The organism is Pseudomonas sp. NBRC 111132 (assembly GCF_001320565.1).
Lineage (GTDB): Bacteria > Pseudomonadota > Gammaproteobacteria > Pseudomonadales > Pseudomonadaceae > Aquipseudomonas > Aquipseudomonas putida_P.
This window is the reverse complement of record NZ_BCBI01000029.1, coordinates 59,469-78,438: the sequence shown is the minus strand read 5'-3', so window position 1 is coordinate 78,438 and position 18,970 is coordinate 59,469. Positions and strand designations below refer to the sequence as shown.

14 protein-coding genes and 1 pseudogene are annotated in these 18,970 nt (G+C 62.1%); 8 read left to right on the top strand and 7 right to left on the bottom strand.

Going from position 1 to position 18,970, the window contains the following annotated elements; translation table 11 throughout:
• Positions 1 to 289 (top strand): annotated as a pseudogene (locus tag APH35_RS15495) (spermidine/putrescine ABC transporter substrate-binding protein PotF); the annotation flags it as partial.
• Positions 290 to 322: 33 nt separating this feature from the next.
• On the opposite strand, the gene APH35_RS15490 reads toward APH35_RS15495, so the two are convergent.
• The gene (locus tag APH35_RS15490) at positions 323 to 1,906 is read right to left on the bottom strand and encodes a peptide chain release factor 3 (protein WP_012270618.1); all 1,584 of its coding nucleotides are present in this window, start codon (positions 1,904 to 1,906) and stop codon (positions 323 to 325) included.
• A gap of 496 nt (positions 1,907 to 2,402) precedes the next feature.
• On the opposite strand from APH35_RS15490, the gene APH35_RS15485 reads away from it, so the two are divergent.
• Genes APH35_RS15485 through APH35_RS15470 form a run of 4 tightly spaced genes read left to right on the top strand, consistent with a single transcriptional unit; the run spans position 2,403 to position 5,849 of the window.
• The gene (locus APH35_RS15485; RefSeq protein WP_012270617.1) at positions 2,403 to 3,116 is read left to right on the top strand and encodes an ABC transporter permease; all 714 of its coding nucleotides are present in this window, start codon (positions 2,403 to 2,405) and stop codon (positions 3,114 to 3,116) included.
• Positions 3,117 to 3,130: 14 nt separating this feature from the next.
• Positions 3,131 to 4,045, top strand: coding sequence for a glycine betaine ABC transporter substrate-binding protein (locus tag APH35_RS15480; RefSeq protein ID WP_012270616.1), 915 nt, complete (start codon positions 3,131 to 3,133; stop codon positions 4,043 to 4,045).
• Positions 4,042 to 4,695, top strand: coding sequence for an ABC transporter permease (locus tag APH35_RS15475; protein ID WP_012270615.1), 654 nt, complete (start codon positions 4,042 to 4,044; stop codon positions 4,693 to 4,695). Before APH35_RS15480 ends, APH35_RS15475 begins: the two co-directional genes overlap by 4 nt.
• On the top strand, positions 4,692 to 5,849 hold the full coding sequence (locus APH35_RS15470) for an osmoprotectant ABC transporter ATP-binding protein OsmV (protein ID WP_060515068.1): 1,158 nt from the start codon (positions 4,692 to 4,694) through the stop codon (positions 5,847 to 5,849). Before APH35_RS15475 ends, APH35_RS15470 begins: the two co-directional genes overlap by 4 nt.
• A gap of 105 nt (positions 5,850 to 5,954) precedes the next feature.
• On the opposite strand, the gene APH35_RS15465 is transcribed toward APH35_RS15470, so the two are convergent.
• From APH35_RS15465 to APH35_RS15455, 3 genes are all read right to left on the bottom strand, one after another.
• Positions 5,955 to 8,384: a TonB-dependent siderophore receptor gene (locus APH35_RS15465; protein ID WP_060493211.1), complete on the bottom strand. Its 2,430-nt coding sequence runs from the start codon at positions 8,382 to 8,384 to the stop codon at positions 5,955 to 5,957.
• A gap of 108 nt (positions 8,385 to 8,492) precedes the next feature.
• Complete coding sequence (locus APH35_RS15460) at positions 8,493 to 9,455, bottom strand: FecR family protein (RefSeq protein WP_060515067.1); 963 nt, start codon at positions 9,453 to 9,455, stop codon at positions 8,493 to 8,495.
• A gap of 20 nt (positions 9,456 to 9,475) precedes the next feature.
• On the bottom strand, positions 9,476 to 9,973 hold the full coding sequence (locus APH35_RS15455; protein ID WP_012270611.1) for a sigma-70 family RNA polymerase sigma factor: 498 nt from the start codon (positions 9,971 to 9,973) through the stop codon (positions 9,476 to 9,478).
• Positions 9,974 to 10,467: 494 nt separating this feature from the next.
• Between APH35_RS15455 and APH35_RS15450 the strand changes: the two genes are divergently transcribed.
• Positions 10,468 to 11,631, top strand: a complete 1,164-nt coding sequence (locus APH35_RS15450) for a type III PLP-dependent enzyme (RefSeq protein ID WP_012270610.1) — start codon at positions 10,468 to 10,470, stop codon at positions 11,629 to 11,631.
• A 39-nt stretch (positions 11,632 to 11,670) separates the two neighbouring features.
• Here APH35_RS15450 and APH35_RS15445 read toward each other — a convergent pair whose 3' ends face one another.
• The 3 genes from APH35_RS15445 to APH35_RS15435 all read right to left on the bottom strand — a co-directional run bounded on the left by APH35_RS15445 (position 11,671) and on the right by APH35_RS15435 (position 13,747).
• Entirely contained in the window at positions 11,671 to 12,204 is a 534-nt protein-coding gene (locus tag APH35_RS15445; RefSeq protein WP_012270609.1) for a hypothetical protein, read from the bottom strand.
• A 109-nt stretch (positions 12,205 to 12,313) separates the two neighbouring features.
• Positions 12,314 to 13,063, bottom strand: a complete 750-nt coding sequence (locus tag APH35_RS15440; protein WP_060515066.1) for a tetratricopeptide repeat protein — start codon at positions 13,061 to 13,063, stop codon at positions 12,314 to 12,316.
• Between the two features lie 3 nt (positions 13,064 to 13,066).
• Positions 13,067 to 13,747 carry a Fe2+-dependent dioxygenase gene (locus APH35_RS15435; RefSeq protein WP_060493213.1) on the bottom strand — a complete coding sequence of 227 codons (681 nt, stop codon included), beginning with the start codon at positions 13,745 to 13,747 and terminating at the stop codon, positions 13,067 to 13,069.
• 222 nt (positions 13,748 to 13,969) lie between these two features.
• On the opposite strand from APH35_RS15435, the gene APH35_RS15430 reads away from it, so the two are divergent.
• Both APH35_RS15430 and APH35_RS15425 read left to right on the top strand, forming a co-directional pair.
• Complete coding sequence (locus APH35_RS15430) at positions 13,970 to 16,276, top strand: TonB-dependent receptor (RefSeq protein WP_012270606.1); 2,307 nt, start codon at positions 13,970 to 13,972, stop codon at positions 16,274 to 16,276.
• A 102-nt stretch (positions 16,277 to 16,378) separates the two neighbouring features.
• Positions 16,379 to 18,934, top strand: coding sequence for a PepSY domain-containing protein (locus APH35_RS15425; protein WP_060515065.1), 2,556 nt, complete (start codon positions 16,379 to 16,381; stop codon positions 18,932 to 18,934).
• Positions 18,935 to 18,970 lie beyond the last annotated feature (36 nt).

The following is an 18,970-nucleotide window of genomic DNA, read 5'->3' as shown; positions in this document are numbered from 1 at the left end:
GTGGTTCGACATGGTGGCCATGCCGGCCGATGCACCGGATGAGAAGGCCGGGTATGCCTACATGAACTACCTGCTGCAGCCGGAAGTGATGGCCAACATCAGCAACCATGTGCAATACGCCAACGGCAACCTCAAGGCGGACGGGTTGGTGGACCCGGCGATGAAGGGTAATACGATGATTTACCCGAGCGACGAGGTGATGGGCAAGCTGTATGCGCTGGAGGCGATGCCGGCGAAGATCGACCGCATCAGGACGCGGATCTGGACCAGCATCAAAGCCGGAAATTGAAATGGGGCCGCTTCGCGGCCCCAACTCCAATACTCAATGATGCTCGCGGGTAGCGCGGAACTTGATGTCCGGCCAGCGCTCTTCCATCAGCGCCAGGTTGACCCGGGTCGGCGCCAGGTAGGTCAGGTGCCCGCCACCGTCGATGGCCAGGTTTTCCATGGCCTTGGTCTGGAATTCCTCGAGCTTCTTCTTGTCATCGCAGCTGATCCAGCGCGCCGACCATACGGTGATCGGCTCGTAGGCGCACTCGACCTTGTATTCTTCCTTCAGGCGGCTGGCGACCACGTCGAACTGCAGCACACCCACCGCACCGAGGATGATGTCGTTGCTGCGCTCCGGGAAGAACACCTGGGTCGCACCCTCTTCGGCCAACTGCTGCAGGCCCTGACGCAGTTGCTTGGATTTCAGCGGGTCCTTCAGGCGAACGCGGCGGAACAGCTCCGGAGCGAAGTGCGGGATACCGGTGAAGCCCAACGCCTCGCCTTCGGTGAAGGTGTCGCCGATCTGGATGGTGCCGTGGTTGTGCAGGCCGATGATGTCACCGGCAAAGGCCTCTTCCAACTGCTCGCGCTCGGAGGAGAAGAAGGTCAGCGCATCGCCGATACGCAGGTCCTTGTTCAGGCGAACGTGGCGCATTTTCATGCCCTTCTCGTACTTGCCCGAGCAGATACGCATGAAGGCGATACGGTCGCGGTGTTTCGGGTCCATGTTTGCCTGGATCTTGAACACGAAACCGGTGAACTTCTCTTCCACAGGCTCCACGGTACGCTCGTGGGCAACACGGCCCAGCGGGCGCGGCGCCCAGTCGACTACCGCGTCGAGCACGTGGTCGACACCGAAGTTGCCCAATGCGGTACCGAAGAACACCGGGGTGAGCTGGCCGTTGATGAACTCGTCCTGGTTGAACTCGTGGCAGGCGCCCTGCACCAGCTCCAGTTGCTCGACGAACGAGTCGTACTGGTCGCCCAGGTGGGCGCGGGCTTCGTCCGAGTCCAGGTTCTGGATGATCTTGGCTTCGGTGCGCTCGTGGCCGTGGCCTGGGGTGTACACCACGATGTAGTCACCGGTCAGGTGATACACGCCCTTGAAATCGCGGTAGCAACCGATCGGCCAGGTAATTGGCGCGGCCTTGATCTTCAGAACGGCTTCGATCTCGTCGAGCAGCTCGATCGGGTCGCGAATGTCTCGGTCGAGTTTGTTGATGAAGCTGACGATTGGCGTGTCGCGCAGGCGGCACACGTCCATCAGGGCGATGGTACGCGGCTCTACACCTTTACCGCCGTCGAGCACCATCAGCGCCGAGTCCACCGCGGTCAGGGTGCGGTAGGTGTCTTCCGAGAAGTCTTCGTGGCCGGGGGTGTCGAGCAGGTTGATCATGTGCTCGCGGTACGGGAACTGCATCACCGAGGTGGTGATGGAGATGCCGCGCTGCTTCTCCATTTCCATCCAGTCGGAGGTGGCGTGGCGGTCGGACTTGCGCGACTTCACGGTACCGGCGACGGCAATGGCCTTGCCCATCAGCAACAGCTTCTCGGTGATGGTGGTCTTACCAGCGTCGGGGTGGGAAATAATTGCGAAAGTGCGGCGCTTCGCGACTTCGGCGGCCTGGTTGGTCATGGGAAATCGCCTGACTGGGGGATTCAAAAAGGGGCGATATCATACCTGAAGTTGGGCCCAGACCAAAACTTGCTGAACCAGTGACACCTGTCCCGGCCCTTTCGCGGGCACGCCCGCGAAAGGGCCGGGACAGGCACAACAAATTCAACAGGCAATCGCTTTATCACGACAGATGGCCGCAGCGCAGTTATTTCAACGCCTACAGTGCATTAAGCCGCTGTTTTTTCTCGCCAAAAAACCCACCACCCAGTGATTAACGCTGGCCAAATGCCGCCTCAGATGGGAACCTTTACGCCCACGGAGACGTCCACTCCCCTGCAACCCGCTTCGGTTGGGGACTGGTTTCATCAGCATTTTCGGGCCCGACGGGGTTCGGCTCATGGCCTGATCGCAGCCTTCGGCGTGCGTCACGCTGCTACTCGCGAACACACCAATCGCCGCCAGGACTGGCCGGCAAAAAAGAAGTGTGCTCGCCGACAACACAAGGAGTCCGCCTGTGGCTAAACGCTACGGTAAAGGGCTGTTGGGATGCGCCACCGTGCTCGTCATCCTGGCCCTGCTGATCCACTGGATCGGCATCGACACGATCGCGCGTTATCGCGACGATCTTGGGTTCTACCTGCAAGCGCACCTGATACTGGTGCTGGCTTCGATGGCGGCGGCGTTGGCCGTGGGCATCCCCGCCGGCATTGCGTTGAGTCGACCGCACCGGGTCGACAAAGCCGAGCGCTTCATGCAGTTTTTCAACGTTGGCAACACCATCCCCCCCTTGGCCGTTCTGGCCATCGCCCTGAGTATTCTGGGCATCGGCGCCGGGCCTGCGATCTTCGCACTGTTCCTCGCCTCCCTCCTGCCTATCGTGCGCAACACCTACGAGGGCCTGAAAAACGTCCCTGCATCACTCAAGGAAGCCGCCACCGGCATCGGCATGACCCCACGCCAGCAACTGTGGCAGGTGGAACTGCCCAACGCGGTGCCGATCATCGTCGGTGGTGTACGCGTGGCCCTGGCGCTGAACGTGGGTACCGCACCGCTGGCGTTCCTGATTGGCGCCAACAGCCTGGGCAGCCTGATCTTCCCCGGCATCGCCCTGAACAACCAGCCGCAGCTGCTGCTGGGTGCCGCGTGCACCGCACTGCTGGCGTTGGTGCTGGATGCGGCGGTGAGTTTCTCCAGCAAGCGCTGGCTGGAACGTGGCCTGGCCCAATAAGGATAGGGAACGCTATGAAGAAGAGAATCGCCTTGCTGCTGGGCGCGGCCCTGCTGTTCGCAGGATTTGCCCAGGCGGCGGAAAAACCGCTGATCCGCATCGGCGCGCGGGTGTTCACCGAACAGACCGTGCTTGCCGAAATCACCGCGCAATACCTGCGCGCCAACGGCTTCGACGTGCGCGTCACCACCGGCCTTGGCAGCAACATCGCGCGCCAGGCCCAGGAAACCGGCCAGCTCGACCTGATGTGGGAATACACCGGCGTGTCGCTGGTGTCGTACAACCACATCGATGAGCGCATGCCCAGTGCCGAAGCCACCTTCGCCAGGGTGAAGGCGCTGGATGCGAAAAAGGACCTGATCTGGCTGACCCCGTCGAAGTTCAGCAACACCTACGCGCTGGGCCTGCCCAAGCAAGTGGCTGACGCCTACCCGCAGGTCAACACCATCAGCGACCTCAACCAGGTGCTGCGCGACGAAAGCCAGCGTACCCACCTGGTGGCGCTGGACACCGAGTTCGCCAACCGCCCCGACGGCCTGGTCGGCCTGCGCGAGATGTACGGCCTGCCGCTGGACCGGCGCAATATCCGCCAGATGGACGGGGGCCTGGTGTACACCGCCATGCGCAACAACCAGGTGTTCGCCGGCCTGGTGTACACCACCGACGGCCGCCTTAACGCCTTCGACCTCAAGCTGCTGGAAGACGACAAGCACTACTTCCCCGACTACACCGCAGCACCCGTTGTGCGCAAAGCCGTGCTCGACGCCAACCCGCAGCTGGTCGCCCTGCTCAAGCCGCTGGCCGAGCAGTTGGACGACGAAACCATGCGCCAGCTCAACGCCAAGGTCGATGTCGAGCACCAGAACCCCACCGCCGTGGCCGCCACTTTCCTGCGTGAGCACCCACTGAACAGCGAGGGCCAGCCATGAACCTGATCGATACCTTCAGCCACCTGGACTGGGCACAGGTGCTGCAACTGACCTGGCAGCACATCACCCTGGTGGGCATTGCCGTAAGCCTGGCAATCCTCGTGGGGGTTCCGCTGGGCATCCTGATGACCCGCTTCCCAACCCTCGCAGGCCCGCTGCAAGCCAGCGCCACGGTGCTGTTGACCATCCCTTCTATCGCCCTGTTCGGCTTGCTGTTGCCGTTCTACTCCAAGTTCGGCCAGGGCCTGGGGCCGTTGCCGGCGATTACTGCGGTGTTCCTGTATTCGCTGCTGCCAATCCTGCGCAACACCTACCTGGCCCTGACCAATGTCGAGCCCGGAATCCGTGAAGCCGCACGCGGCATCGGCATGACTTTCGGCCAGCGCCTGCGCATGGTCGAGCTGCCCATCGCCGTACCAGTGATTCTCGCCGGTGTGCGCACCGCCGTGGTGATGAACATTGGCGTCATGACCATTGCCGCCACCATCGGCGCCGGTGGCCTGGGCGTGCTCATCCTCACCTCCATCAGCCGCAGCGACATGTCGATGCTGCTGGTCGGCGCCGTGCTGGTCAGCCTGCTGGCCATCATCGCCGACCTGCTGCTGCAAACCCTGCAACGTGCCCTGACTCCAGAAGGACTGCGCTCATGATCGAACTGAAGAACCTCAGCAAAACCTTCAACGTCAACGGCAAGGACGTCAAAGCCGTCGACTCGGTAAGCCTTACGGTCAACGAAGGGGAAATCTGCGTGTTCCTCGGCCCTTCGGGCTGCGGCAAGAGCACCACGCTGAAAATGATCAACCGCCTGATCACACCGACCTCCGGCCAAGTGTTCATCAATGGCGAAGACACCACCGGGCTGGACGAAGTGACCTTGCGCCGGCACATCGGTTACGTGATCCAGCAGATCGGTTTGTTCCCCAACATGACCATCGAAGAGAACATCACCGTAGTGCCGCGCCTGCTTGGCTGGGACAAGCAAAAGTGCCATGAACGCGCCCGCGAGCTGATGCACATGATCAAGCTCGAACCTAAACAGTACCTGCAGCGCTACCCACGCGAACTTTCCGGTGGCCAGCAGCAGCGCATTGGCGTGATCCGCGCGCTGGCTGCCGAAGCACCGGTACTGTTGATGGACGAGCCGTTCGGCGCGGTCGACCCGATCAACCGCGAAATGATCCAGAACGAGTTCTTCGAAATGCAGCGGGCGCTGAACAAGACGGTGATCATGGTCAGCCACGACATCGACGAAGCGATCAAGCTGGGCGACAAGATTGCCATCTTCCGTGCCGGCAAGCTGTTGCAGCTGGACCACCCGGACACCCTGCTGGCCCACCCGGCCGATGAGTTCGTCAGCAACTTCGTTGGCCAGGACAGCACCCTCAAGCGCCTGCTGCTGGTGCGTGCCGAGGATGCCGCAGACAACGCGCCGTCGGTAAGCCCGGAAACGCCTGTAAACGATGCACTGGAACTGCTTGATGAACACGACCGCCGCTATGTGGTGGTGACCGATGCGCAGAACAAGGCGCTGGGCTATGTGCGCCGGCGCGACATGCACCGCCAGCAAGGCACCTGTGGCGACTTCCTACGGCCGTTCAATTCCACGGCATCGCACGATGAACATTTGCGCATCCTGCTGTCGCGCATGTACGAGTTCAACCGGGCGTGGTTGCCAGTGCTGGATGCCGAACAGGTGTTTTTGGGCGAGGTGACGCAGGAGTCGATTGCGGCCTACCTGAGTTCAGGAAGGTCGCGCGGGGCGAAGACTTCGATCGTGTCGCCGGCTGAAGCAGTGATTTCCTGAACCGGCCTCTTCGCGGGCAAGCCCGCTCCCACAGGGTTCGCGCTTACCCTAGGCTTTGCGCAATCCTGTGGGAGCGGGCTTGCCCGCGAATCAGGCGACGCGGTGTCAGAACCCTACACTGGCCTGCACATAGAAGGTCCGCGGCTCACCCACATAGATGCCGGCATTGTTGTCGCTGGAGCGGGTGAAGTACTGTTTGTCGAACAGGTTCTTCACCCCCGCCGCCAGCTTCAGGTTGGACATTTCTGGCCCGAACTCATACCCGCCACGGGCATGCCAGGTCACATAGCCCGGAATATCGCCATACTGCCCATCGGCACTCGGCTCGGTAATGTAGTCGCCATTGAAGCTGCCATCGGCATTGATCCCGGTGCCCGGCGCACGCTGCTTGGATTGGGCGTAGGCGTCCAGGTTCCAGGTCCAGCGGTTGACCGCGTAACGCACCCCGGCAGTAGCCACCTGGCGTGAATAGAACGGCAGGTCACGCCCCTTGAAGCCCGGAATATCCCCTTCATAGGTTGCACGGGTGTAGGTGTAGCCACCACTCACCGACAGCCCGTCCAGGCGCGGGTCCAGCCCGGCCAGGTCATAACGTACCGAGGCCTCGATACCCTGGTGCTTGGTGGCGCCGAGGTTGGTCCAACCCACATCGTTGCTGATGTACTGCAGCTCGTCATCGAAGTCGATGTAGAACGCGGTCAGCTCACCGGCAAAGCCGCCATCGTCATAGCGCGTGCCGATTTCGTAGGTCTTGGCCTTCTCCGGCTCCAGGCCATTGGCCGTGTTGTTGCCGCTACCGCCCTGGCCCAACTGGAAGTACTGCAGGCTGCCGAACGAAGTCTCGTAGTTGGCGAACACTTTCCACGCATCGGAGATGTGGTACATCACGCTCAGCGCCGGCAGCGGCTCGTTGCTGGTGATGCTGCGCTTCTTCTCCGGCACCGGGCGGTTGTTGGCATCCAGCACCGGGCGGTCGCGCCAATCGGTGTTGATGTGCTCGAATCGGACGCCAGGGGTGATGGTCCAGTTACCCACGTCGATCTTGTCGTCGATGTAGTAGGCACTGGCCTCGGTGCCGCCGCTGCGGTCCTGGAACACGTGGCCATCGGAAGTCGGGGTATACGTGGGCACGTTGTCGATCAGCGCCAGGCGCGTCGATTGCTCGCGCATCGCTTCCTTCAAGTAGCGATAGCCCACGCTGACTTCCTGAGTAGTCGGGCCAGCGAAGAAGATTCGCGAGACGCGGGGTTCGATGGCGAAGGTGTGGTAGTTGCGCGGGTACGACGACAGGGTCTTCATGTCCCGCGAGGCGATGGCGCTGCCGCGGAAGCTGTCGGTGTAGTAGGTCAGCACTTCGAACTGGGTGGCATCGTCGAGCTGGCGCTGCCACTTGAACGATACATCCTTGCGCCGGCCGGCAAAGTAGTCGTAGTCGCGCAGGGACTGGTACGGGTTGCTGTCGTACTGGGCCTGGGTCAAACCGCCGGGCATGTCGGCACGGCCATCGTAATAATGGAAGTTGAGCCAGAACTCGTCGACGTCGGTGGGCGCCCAGTGAGTCTTGAGGATGACGTCGTCGATGTCGTTGCCGTTGTTGCTTTCACGGTAACCGTTGCCGTTAACCCCGGTGTACAGCAGCGCCACGCCCATGCCGTTGTCCGCCGTGCCGCCGACGAAGGCCGACTCGGTGTGTTTCCAGCCGCCGTGCTGGGAGGTTTCCAGGGTGGTAGACAACTCCGCCGAGGCTTTCTCGGGGATTGCCCGGGTCACGAAGTTGATCACCCCACCGACGTTTTGCGGGCCATAGCGCACCGAGCCGGCCCCCCGCACCACGTCGATGCTGTCGAGGTTGCCCGAGGAAATCGGCGCCATCGACAGCTGTGGCTGACCATACGGTGCGAAAGCAGCCGGGATGCCATCGATCAGTACCGTGGAGCGCGGCGACAGGCGCGAAGTAAGGCCACGCACACCCACGTTCAGCGACAGGTCGCTGCCGCCGGTGCCGTTGGAGTCCTGCACTTGCACGCCGGGGATACCGCGCAGCACGTCGCGCACGTTCATTGCGCCCTTCTCCACCATCGCCTCGCGGCGCACCACGGTGCGTGCGCCAGGGTGGTTCTGCACCACGCTTTGCTGGGCATCACCCAGCCAGTCACCGACCACTTTAATGTCGGTGGGTGCCAGCTCCAGGCTGCCGCTGCCCAGCTCAAGGGTGGTCGGCAGAGGCTTTATTACAACGGTGTCCTGGGACATCTCGAAGGTCAGCCCGCTGCCTTGCAGCAACTGTTGCAGCGCCTGCACCGGCGCCAGGTTGCCGGACACCGCAGGGGCCTGCTTGCCGGCGACCAGCTCGGGGCTGAAGAACAGCTGCAGGCTGGTCTGCTGACCGAGCTGGGTCAGCGCCGAGCCCAACGGCTGGGCCTGGATCTGGATGGTGTTGCCGGCCTCTGCGGCCTGGCTGTTGACGGCCACGGCACTGACCGCCAGGGCCAGCGCCAAGGCGCGCAAGCGTGGGAAGGGTTTGTTGTTGTTCACGTCGTCGAAACATCCTGGAGAGCGGAATAAACGCCAACCGCATGCAAATGGAAATGCTTGGCAGTTGCAGCTGGCGAGGAAGACGAACGAGCGAAAAAAAACCTGAATCTATTTCGCGATTATTTCGCTGGAGCCGTCTTCATGGGCCTTGATGGCCACGGGGAGGATGCTCGGCAAGGCCCGCAACAGGGCGTCGGTGTCATCGACATTGAAGGTGCTGGACAGGCGCAGTTGGGCGACTTTACCAGGGGCGACCCGTAATGGCTGGCTACGGTAGCGCGAGGCTTCGGCCACGACTTCGGCGAGGGTGGCGTTGTCGAACACCAGCTTGCCCTGGCGCCAGGCCGTCACAGTGGCGGCATTGACTGCGTAGGGTGCGGTGACCAGGCTTTGTGCATCGATATGCGAGCCCTGCCCTGCCGTGAGCTGCGCCAACGAGGCACCCTTGCCCTGCACACGCACTGAACCCTGCTCCACCGCCACACGGGTGCTGGCCGGGTCCAGGCGCACGTCAAAGCGGGTACCGGTTACCGTCACGCGGCCTTGAGCGGTGTCGATGACGAACGGCCTGTCACTGTCGTGGGCGACGCTGAACATGACCTCACCGGCATTCAGGCGAATATGCCGCTGGCCGGCACTGAAGTCGACCTGCACCTGTGTACTGCCATTGAGCTCCAGCTGCGAGCCATCCGGCAGTTCGACCTGACGACGCTCATTGAAAGCCGTCTGCAAGCTGCCCTGATGGTTCAGCTGCTGATAGTGCCAACCGCCCCAACCCAGGCCCAGTGCCAATACCGCGACACTGGCGGCCAACGCCTGGCGCACGAACCGCCGACGTGGCAACTGCTGCACCGGGTCTGGTTGGCACAGCGCCTCCAGGCGCTGGCGTGGAATGAAAGCGGCGGCCTGCCACACGCGGTCGAGGTGTTCGTATTCTTCCCGGTGGCGCTCGTCGCTCGCCAGCCAGGCACGCAACTGTTTCTGCAGCCCGGCATCCCGAGGCGCATCCTGCACGCGGGCAAACCATGCGGCCGCCTGCTCGCGGACGGTATCGGTACCGTGCTGTTTCATCGAAAAGGTCTCCTGACTCATCATGCCGACACATCCAAGTGCTCACGCAAATGCCGGAGCGTGCGGATCATATACTTTTCGACCATGTTCTTGCTCAACCCCATGCGCTCGGCGATCTCGGCCTGGGTCAGGCCTTCGAGCTTCTGCCAGATGAACACCTGCCGGCAGTTGAGCGGCAACTCGGCCAATGCCCGCTCGACGCTGTCGGCCAGCTCCAGCGCATGCACGTAGGCCTCTGGGTCACCACTGCCGGTGCTGCCCTCGTCAAAGGCTTCCAGCGCCAGGGCCTGGCGGCGGTCTTCGCGGCGAAAACCATCCACGGCAATGTTGCGTGCGGTCTGGTGCAGGTAGGCGCGTGGCTGCTCGACCTGCTCGCGCGGGTTTTCCAGTACCCGGACAAAGGCATCATGGGTGAGGTCTTCGGCCTGCTGACGACAGCGCAGCTTGCGCGTCCAGGTGCCTATAAGCTCATGGTAATGGTCGAAGAAGCCTTTGTGTCCGGACACGGTCTGGGTCATCAGGGAGGCGGATAAGGGTGCGAATAGTAATGTTTCTCATCAAAACCAGCAAATCCGCCAGTCGGTAACAAAAAATTTATGGGCCATTTCCTGTACGTGGGTACCAGGAAAATGTGGCCATAAATATGAACACCTACGCCCCCTTCACGGGTAGACATGCAGGCACAGGAACAGCAAAAACCCTGTGGGAGCGGGTTTACCCGCGCGGGGGCCGACAGGGTCCATTCCACAATTTTTTACGCTTGAAACATCGTGGGGAACATCAGCCGGTCACACGAGTCGGTTATTCAAATGGCTGGTCGTCGATCCACGCCGATCACGCCCGGATTGCCTGTTGATTCTGCATTCTTCACGCCCTAAAGTGCGCGCCGAACGTCCATGCTGGAAACGATCCATCCGGCTCAAGTACTGAGTAGGCGAACCAAAGTGGGGATACGGAGGACGTTCAGTTTGCAGCCACTTAATCTTTCAGTTTGCCCATGGAGTCCCTGAGCATGTCGATCCAGGTCGAAGACTATTTCGCGCGTGACACCTTCCAGAAAATGAAGGCGTTCGCCGACAAGCAGGAAACCCCGTTCGTACTCATCGATACCCAGATGATCAGCCAGGCCTATGACGACCTGCGCGCCGGTTTCGAATTCGCCAAGGTCTACTACGCGGTCAAGGCCAACCCGGCCGTCGAGATCATCGACCTGCTCAAAGAGAAAGGTTCGAGCTTCGACATCGCCTCGATCTACGAACTGGACAAGGTGATGGACCGTGGCGTCAGCGCCGACCGCATCAGCTACGGCAACACCATCAAGAAGTCCAAGGACATCCGCTACTTCTACGAGAAGGGCGTGCGTCTGTACGCCACCGACTCCGAAGCCGACCTGCGCAACATTGCCAAGGCCGCACCGGGCTCGAAAGTGTACGTGCGTATCCTGACCGAAGGCTCCACCACTGCCGACTGGCCGCTGTCCCGCAAGTTCGGCTGCCAGACCGACATGGCAATGGACCTGCTGATCCTCGCCCGCGACCTGGGCCTGGTACCTTACGGCATTTCCTTCCACGTGGGCTCGCAGCAGCGTGACATCAGCGTGTGGGACGCCGCCATCGCCAAGGTCAAGGTGATCTTCGAGCGCCTGAAAGAAGAAGACGGCATCGAGCTGAAGCTGATCAACATGGGTGGCGGCTTCCCGGCCAACTACATCACCCGCACCAACAGCCTGGAAACCTACGCTGAAGAAATCATTCGCTTCCTCAAGGAAGACTTCGGTGACGAGCTGCCGGAAATCATCCTGGAGCCAGGCCGTTCGCTGATCGCCAACGCCGGCATCCTGGTCAGCGAAGTGGTGCTGGTGGCGCGCAAGTCGCGTACCGCCGTCGAGCGCTGGATCTACACCGACGTGGGCAAGTTCTCCGGCCTGATCGAAACCATGGACGAAGCCATCAAGTTCCCGATCTGGACCGAGAAAAAAGGCGAAGCCGAAGAAGTGGTCATCGCCGGCCCGACCTGCGACAGCGCCGACATCATGTACGAGAACTACAAGTACGGCCTGCCGTTGAACCTGGCCATCGGTGACCGCCTGTACTGGCTGTCGACCGGCGCCTACACCACCAGCTACAGCGCAGTGGAATTCAACGGTTTCCCGCCGCTGAAGGCTTACTACCTGTAATGCAAGACGGGGCCGCAAGGCCCCGTTTTCAATGCTCGCTCAGCGCCGAAACATTGAATAGCTGTCGAAGTACGGCACGTTCACCTCGCTGATACACATCTGCATGATCAGTTTGTTCGGCGCACCTGCGCTGACATAGTGATCCTCCCACGATTTACGATCACGAACCCCCAGCGGTACGCTACCAACTGCGGCAATCGTCACCCCTGAATACTCGGAAACCTCTGGGATCGCCAGCGCTTGGCCACTGACCCAAATGCGCCATAACAATGGCTTGGCGACTTTCGGGTAGTAACCCACGCAGTTTCCGCTGCCCAGGTCCCAGGTATCACGATGGGACGCCCCCGCCTCCGACTCCACGGTGACAATCCTGTAACCAGGCCTGTCGCCCTCGAAGTAACCAAACCAAAAGCGTTGCTGTGCCCGGACTGAATACGGTGATGCAACGGTGAGCCAGTTGTTACAACGCGAGGCAGGCATAGTTTTGAACTCGACAGAATCGAGAATGCCCTGGTAGCCAGGCGTAGTGGAAGTCAGCGTGGCAATGAAAGAACGTTCTTGAATGAATGACATGTCAGCCCCTCGGGAAATGGGCTTTCAGCATGATCATCACGCGCACCGAAGGTAATGTGGAACGGCTACCGGCGCCCACAGGTACCGGGCAGCCCTTCGGGCCGCGCCATCACGCCCCGCGCCGCTCGATCTCCTCGGCATACCGCGCCGCAAAAGCCATCAACACCGGCCCGGCGCCCTGCAAGGTTACCAACGCAGCGCGCAGGAAGTTCATGTTCCCTTCAACCCGCGCGTGTTCCAGCCACTGCCCAGCCTCGGCCAGTTGCCCACGCTCGACCAGCACCAGCGCCAGGCTGAACATCCCACGGAAATCCCCCGCCTCGGCCGAACGCCGATACCAGCGTACCGCCCGCGCCGGGCTGGGCGCCGTGGCAATGCCCTGCTCCAGGTAACGCCCATACAGGTTCATCGACTTGGCATGCCCCATTTGCGCAGCCTTCTCGTAGCACATCAGTGCCTGCCCCTGATTGGCCGGCACACCGCGCCCGGTCGCCAGTAGGTTGCCCAGGTTGTACAGGCCCCAGTCCAGCCCCGCGTCGGCGGCACGCGCATAGTGAACGGCCGCTTGCGACAAACTCACCTCGCCGCCCCAGCCATGTTCCAGGCAACGCCCGAGCATGTTGTGCGCCATGGCACTGCCGCCCTGTGCGGCGATGCCAAACCAACGCCGGGCCACGGTTGCATCTTCTTCAATACCGCGGCCATCCAGCAGGATCTGCCCCAACAGCAACTGCGCCTCGACCGCGCCCTGCCCCGCCGCCGCCAAGATCGCCTGGGCGGCCTTGCCGGGGCTTTCTTCGAGCATGGCCTGCAAGCCGGCCACATCCACCACTTCTTCACGTCGCAAGAGATAGGACACAGCTCAGACCTCAGCCCAGCGGCGCAGCAGGTTGTGGTAGGTGCCCGTCAGTTGCAGCAGCGAAGGATGGTCTGGCACATCGGCAGTCAGTTGCTGGATGGCGTTGTCCATCTCGAACAGCAGTGCCCGCTGGCTGTCCTCGCGCACCAGGCTCTGGGTCCAGAAGAATGCGGCATAGCGCTGCCCACGGGTCACCGGGTTGACCTTGTGCAGGCTGGTGCCGGGGTACAGCACCAGGTCACCGGCGGCCAGCTTGACCTGCTGCACGCCATAGGTGTCCTGAATCACCAGCTCACCGCCGTCGTAGCTGTCTGGGTCGCTGAGGAACAGCGTGGAAGACAGGTCGGTACGCACCCGCTCCGGGCTGCCCTTGGGCTGGCGCAGGGCGTTGTCGATGTGGAAACCGAAGTTGCCACCTTCGCGGTAGCAATTGATCAGCGGCGGGAACACCTTGTGCGGCAACGCTGCAGACATGAAGCGCGGGGTTTTCCACAAGCGGTCGATCAGCGCAGAGCCGATCTCCTTGGCCAGCGCGTGCCCTTCCGGCAACTGCAGGTTGTGTTTGGCCTTGGCCGACTGATAACCAGCCGTGACCTTGCCATCGGCCCAGTCGGCCTGCTCCAGCGCCTCGCGGATACGGGCCAGTTCATCAGCGTCGAACAGGCCTGGGATGTGAAGCAGCATGGCGGCAGCACCGTTAGGAAATGTAAAGGCGCCAATGATATTGATTCCCTTTTGCGCTGCACAAGCCCCGTTCGCCGCTTAAGACGTTTCAGCTGTATGAAACCGTAAGGGCAAATTGTAAAGATTGTAAATTCTTCACGAATGGTAACGACTCTCAATTGTTAGTCACAATTGCTTACATTAGTATCCGCCGCCTCAACACCTTGGGGAAGGTCCTAAGCAATGCGCCAGTACGTACCATCTGCAGTGAGTTCGCCACGCCTGATCGTGTCTGCCATCGGTGTCGCCCTTAGCGCCTCGTCGGTGTATGCCGCCGACCCGGCCGCCAGCAGCGCCATTACCCTCGATGCCACCAGCGTCAACGGCAAAGCTGAACAAGCCAGCACCGATTACAAGGTCGAGAAGGCCGCCTCGCAGAAGTACACCGCGCCGCTGGTGGACACCCCGCGCTCGGTCACCGTGATCCCGCAGCAAGTGATCAAGGACACCAATGCCCTGACCCTGCAGGACGCCTTGCGTACTGTGCCGGGCATCACCTTTGGTGCCGGCGAAGGCGGCAACCCGCAAGGTGACCGCCCGTTCATTCGCGGCTTCGACGCCCAAGGCGATACCTACCTGGATGGCGTGCGTGACACTGGCGCGCAAACCCGCGAAATCTTTGCCATCGAATCAGTTGAAGTGGCCAAGGGCCCGAACTCGGCCATCGGTGGCCGCGGCGCGGCCGGCGGCACCATCAACCTGGTGAGCAAGCGTGCGCACCTGGGCAACTCGCTGGACGGCGCCTGGACCTGGGGCAGCGACCAGACCCAACGCTACACCTTCGACGGCAACTACCAATTCAGCGACACCGTTGCCGGCCGCCTGAACCTGATGACCCACGAAAGCAACGTCGCCGGCCGCGACAAGGTCAACTACGACCGCTGGGGTATCGCCCCATCGCTGGCCTTCGGCCTGGGCACCCCGACCCGCGTCAACCTCGACTACTATCACCTGGAAAGCGACGACCTGCCGGATTCGGGCATCCCGTACAGCATTCCGACCAATGGCAGCGGTGGACGCACCTCGGCGCACCCGAGCAAACCGGACGACGGCGGCGACAGCGATAACTTCTATGGCTTGACCGGTCGCGACTTCCGCAAGAGCCGCGTGGACATCGCCACCTTCGCCATCGAGCACGACCTGACCGACTCGCTGACCATCAAGAACACCCTGCGTCACGGCAACAGCATGCAGGACTACATCCTGACCCAGCCTGACGACAGCAAGGGCAACGTCAACAACGGTAGCGTCTGGCGCCGTGCCAACACCCGTGTCGGCAACACCGCCACCACCACCAACCAGACCGACCTGTTCGGCGAGTTCTACCTGGGCGGCCTGAAGAACAGCTTCTCCACCGGTATCGAACTGAGCCGTGAAGAGAGCAAGCGCTCCACCTACAACGTCGACACCAATACCCGTGGCTCGACCGCCACCACCTGTAACCCAAGCCTGATCGGCGCGAACAGCGGCTACAACTGCACCTCGCTGGGCAACCCGAACCCGGACGACCCATGGAACGGCGCGATCTCGCGCAACTACGCCGGCACCGATACCAAAGGCACTACGCGCGCCCTGTATGTGTTCGACACCCTGGAGCTAACGCCTGATTGGCTGCTGAACATGGGGCTGCGCTACGACCACTTCGACACCCAGTACCGTACTTATGACGCTGCTGGCGCGACCGTCGTGAACACCAAAGGAATCGCAGCCAAAGGTCGAGACAAGAGTGAATTCGTAACGGGCCAACTTGGCCTGGTCTGGAAGCCAGCCGAGAACGGTAGCATCTACGTTTCCTATGCCACCTCCGCGACACCTCCAGGCGCGATGCTTGGCGAAGGCATGGAAGGCAACCCGCCACCAAACAGCACTGACCGCAACGGCAACCTGTTGAGCAGCGACATGGAGCCGGAAGAAACCACCAACTACGAAATCGGCACCAAGTGGGACCTGCTCGACCAGCGCCTGTCGCTGACCGCCGCACTGTTCCGCACCGAGAAGGAAAACGCCCGCGTCCAGGTGGACACCACCACCTACGAAAACGTCGGCGAAACCCGCGTGCAAGGTATCGAACTGTCGGCCAGCGGCAAGATCACCGACAAATGGCAGGTATTCGCCGGTTACACCTACATGCAGGCTCGCCAGATCGACGGCGGCCCGCTGGGCAAGGCCAACGACGGCAACCAGCTGCCGAACACGCCGAACAACAGCGCCAGCCTGTGGACGACCTACTCGATCACGCCGAAGCTGACCGTCGGTGGCGGTGCCTTCTACGTGGATGACGTGTACGGCAGCGTGGCCAACACCACCATGGTCGACAGCTACGTACGCTACGACGCCATGGCCGCCTACAAGCTGACCAAGAACGTCGACCTGCAGTTGAACGTGCAGAACCTGACCAACGAGGTGTACTACGACAAGGCCTTCTCCACCCACTTCGCCAACCAGGCGGCCGGGCGGACTGCACTGTTGACCACCAGCGTCCACTTCTGACGAAACACCCTCAAGCCCCGTTCATTCCTGTGAGCGGGGCTTTTGCGTATCAAGGCATAATGCACGCCGCGCAGTGTGCGGCAGTAAGACAAGGTGATCGATGTGGTGAAGAAGACGCTGTTCCAATTGCACTGGTTCTTTGGCATCACCGCAGGCCTGGTACTGGCCTTGATGGGCATTACCGGCGCCCTGTACTCGTTCCAGGAAGAACTGCTGCGTGCGTTCAATGCCGATGTGCTCAAGGTAGAAGTGCGCGCCGAAGGCGTGCTGCCACCGGCCGAACTGGTGCAGCGGGTCGAAGCCCAGCAACATGACAAAGTGTCGATGCTGTGGGTGGACGTGCGCGAAGGCAATGCCGCACGCATCTTCTTCATGCCACCACCGGGCGAACGCCGTGGCGAGCTGCGCTATGCCGACCCGTACACTGGCGAACTAAAAGGCGAAGTAGCCGGGCAAGGCTTCTTCAATCTCATGCTCAACCTGCACCGTTTCCTGGCCATGGGCGACACTGGCCGGCAGATCACCGGTGCCTGCACCCTGATGCTGGTGTTCTTCTGCCTGTCCGGCCTGTACCTGCGCTGGCCGCGCAAGGCGCTGGACTGGCGCACCTGGCTGACCTTCGACTGGGCCAAGAAAGGCCGTGCCTTCAACTGGGACCTGCACGCCGTGGCCGGCACCTGGTGCCTGCTGTTCTATCTGCTGTTCGCCCTGACCGGGCTGTTCTGGTCCTACGAATGGTACCGCGAAGGCCTGAACAAGCTGCTGGCCGACGCGCCAGCGGCCGGCCAGCAGCAGAAGCGCGGCGAAGGCCGTGGCCGCCACGGGCCGCAGAAAGTCGACAAGAATGCCCCGCCGCTGGTGGTCGACTACGACGCCATCTGGTCCAACCTCAAGGACGCCGCAGGCCCAGGCCTTGCCGCCTACAACCTGCGCCTGCCACCGGTTGGCGGCCAGCCGGCCAACCTGTTCTACCTGCTGGACAACGCCGATCACCCTCGCGCCTTCAACACCCTGGTGCTGGACCCGGCCACCGGCCAGGTGAAAAACCACGACCGCTACACCGACAAATCCTTCAAGGCCCAGCTGCTGCAAAGCGTCTACGCCCTGCACGTCGGTGAGTACTTTGGCCTGCCGGGGCGCATCATCGTCACCATCGCCAGCCTGACAATGCCGTTGTTCTTCGTCACCGGCTGGCTGCTGTACCTCGACCGTCGCCGCAAAAAGCGCCAGGTACGTGAGGCCCGTGGCAACGTCGCCAGTAGCAACGGCAGTGGCGATAGCTGGCTGATCGGTTTTGCCAGCCAAAGCGGCTTTGCCGAACAGCTGGCCTGGCAGAGTGCCGGGCAATTGCAAGCCGCCGGCCTGCCAGTGCAAGTGCGCGCCCTGGCCGAGTTGGGCGAAAACGACCTGCGCCAGGCTCGCCGTGCGCTGTTCGTGGTCAGCACGTTCGGCGATGGCGAAGCCCCCGACAGCGCCCGCGCCTTCGAGCGCAAGGTGCTCGGCCAGCCCTGGGTACTGAACGACCTCAGCTATGCCCTGCTCGCCCTCGGTGATCGCCAGTACCCGCACTTCTGCGGCTTTGCTCGACGCCTGCAGGCGTGGCTGGGTGAGCGCGGTGCCAGCAGCGCCTTCAGCCCGGTGGAAGTGGACAACGCCGACCAGGCTGCCCTGCAGCAGTGGCAGCAGGAACTGGCACAACTAACCGGTGCCCAGCCGGTAGCTGCATGGCAACCGCCGAGCTTTGGCAACTGGTCGCTGGTGCACCGCGAACTGCTCAACCCGGGCAGTCAGGGCCAACCGGTGTACCTGCTAGGCCTGCGCCCAGAGGCGCCTGCCAGCTGGGAAGCCGGTGACCTGGTGGAGATCCTGCCGCTCAATGGTCAGCCACGGATCGACGCGTTCCTCAAGGGTATGGCACTGGACGCCAACACCCAGGTGCAAGTGAATGGCCTGAGCGAAACACTGGCCCAAGCCCTGGCTGGCCGCCAGCTGCCAACACGCCGCGATCACCTGATCGGCTTGCAGCCGCAAGCGCTGATCGACGCACTGGTGCCAATCGGCAGCCGCGAATACTCCATTGCCTCGATCGCCAGTGATGGTGTGCTGGAGCTGATCGTGCGCCAGGAACGCCACGCCGACGGCCACCTGGGCCTGGGTTCCGGTTGGCTGACCGAGTACTTGCCGTTGAACGGCACATTGAGCCTGCGCCTGCGAAGGAACAGTGGCTTCCACCTGCCCGAAACCGCTGCCCCCCTGATCCTGATCGGCAACGGCACAGGCATTGCCGGCCTGCGCAGCTTGATCCGGGCCCGGGCAAATGCAGGCGAGCAGCGCAACTGGCTGCTGTTTGGCGAGCGTAACCGAGCGCATGACCTGTTGTGTGGGGATGAACTGCAGGGCTGGCTGGACAGCGGCGACCTGGTACGGCTGGACCTGGCGTTTTCGCGGGATCAGGCCGAGAAGGTGTATGTGCAGGATGTGTTGCTGCAGCAGGCTGACGCGTTCAAACGCTGGGTCGCGGAGGGTGCCTGTGTGTATGTCTGCGGCAGCCTGCAAGGCATGGCTGCGGGGGTAGATGCGGCGCTCAACGGCATGCTTGGGGAAGCCGCTGTGCAGCAACTGATCGAGGATGGGCGGTATCGGCGGGATGTTTACTGATCAGACATTGATGTAAAGGCATCAGGCCCCTTGTGC

Bases quoted from the DNA above. Each gene is read 5' to 3' on its own strand.
- APH35_RS15490 (WP_012270618.1), bottom strand. From the start codon at position 1,906: ATGACCAACCAGGCCGCCGAAGTCGCGAAGCGCCGCACTTTCGCAATT.
- APH35_RS15480 (WP_012270616.1), top strand. From the start codon at position 3,131: ATGAAGAAGAGAATCGCCTTGCTGCTGGGCGCGGCCCTGCTGTTCGCA.
- APH35_RS15475 (WP_012270615.1), top strand. From the start codon at position 4,042: ATGAACCTGATCGATACCTTCAGCCACCTGGACTGGGCACAGGTGCTG.
- APH35_RS15470 (WP_060515068.1), top strand. From the start codon at position 4,692: ATGATCGAACTGAAGAACCTCAGCAAAACCTTCAACGTCAACGGCAAG.
- APH35_RS15460 (WP_060515067.1), bottom strand. From the start codon at position 9,455: ATGAAACAGCACGGTACCGATACCGTCCGCGAGCAGGCGGCCGCATGG.
- APH35_RS15455 (WP_012270611.1), bottom strand. From the start codon at position 9,973: ATGACCCAGACCGTGTCCGGACACAAAGGCTTCTTCGACCATTACCAT.
- APH35_RS15450 (WP_012270610.1), top strand. From the start codon at position 10,468: ATGTCGATCCAGGTCGAAGACTATTTCGCGCGTGACACCTTCCAGAAA.
- APH35_RS15445 (WP_012270609.1), bottom strand. From the start codon at position 12,204: ATGTCATTCATTCAAGAACGTTCTTTCATTGCCACGCTGACTTCCACT.
- APH35_RS15435 (WP_060493213.1), bottom strand. From the start codon at position 13,747: ATGCTGCTTCACATCCCAGGCCTGTTCGACGCTGATGAACTGGCCCGT.
- APH35_RS15430 (WP_012270606.1), top strand. From the start codon at position 13,970: ATGCGCCAGTACGTACCATCTGCAGTGAGTTCGCCACGCCTGATCGTG.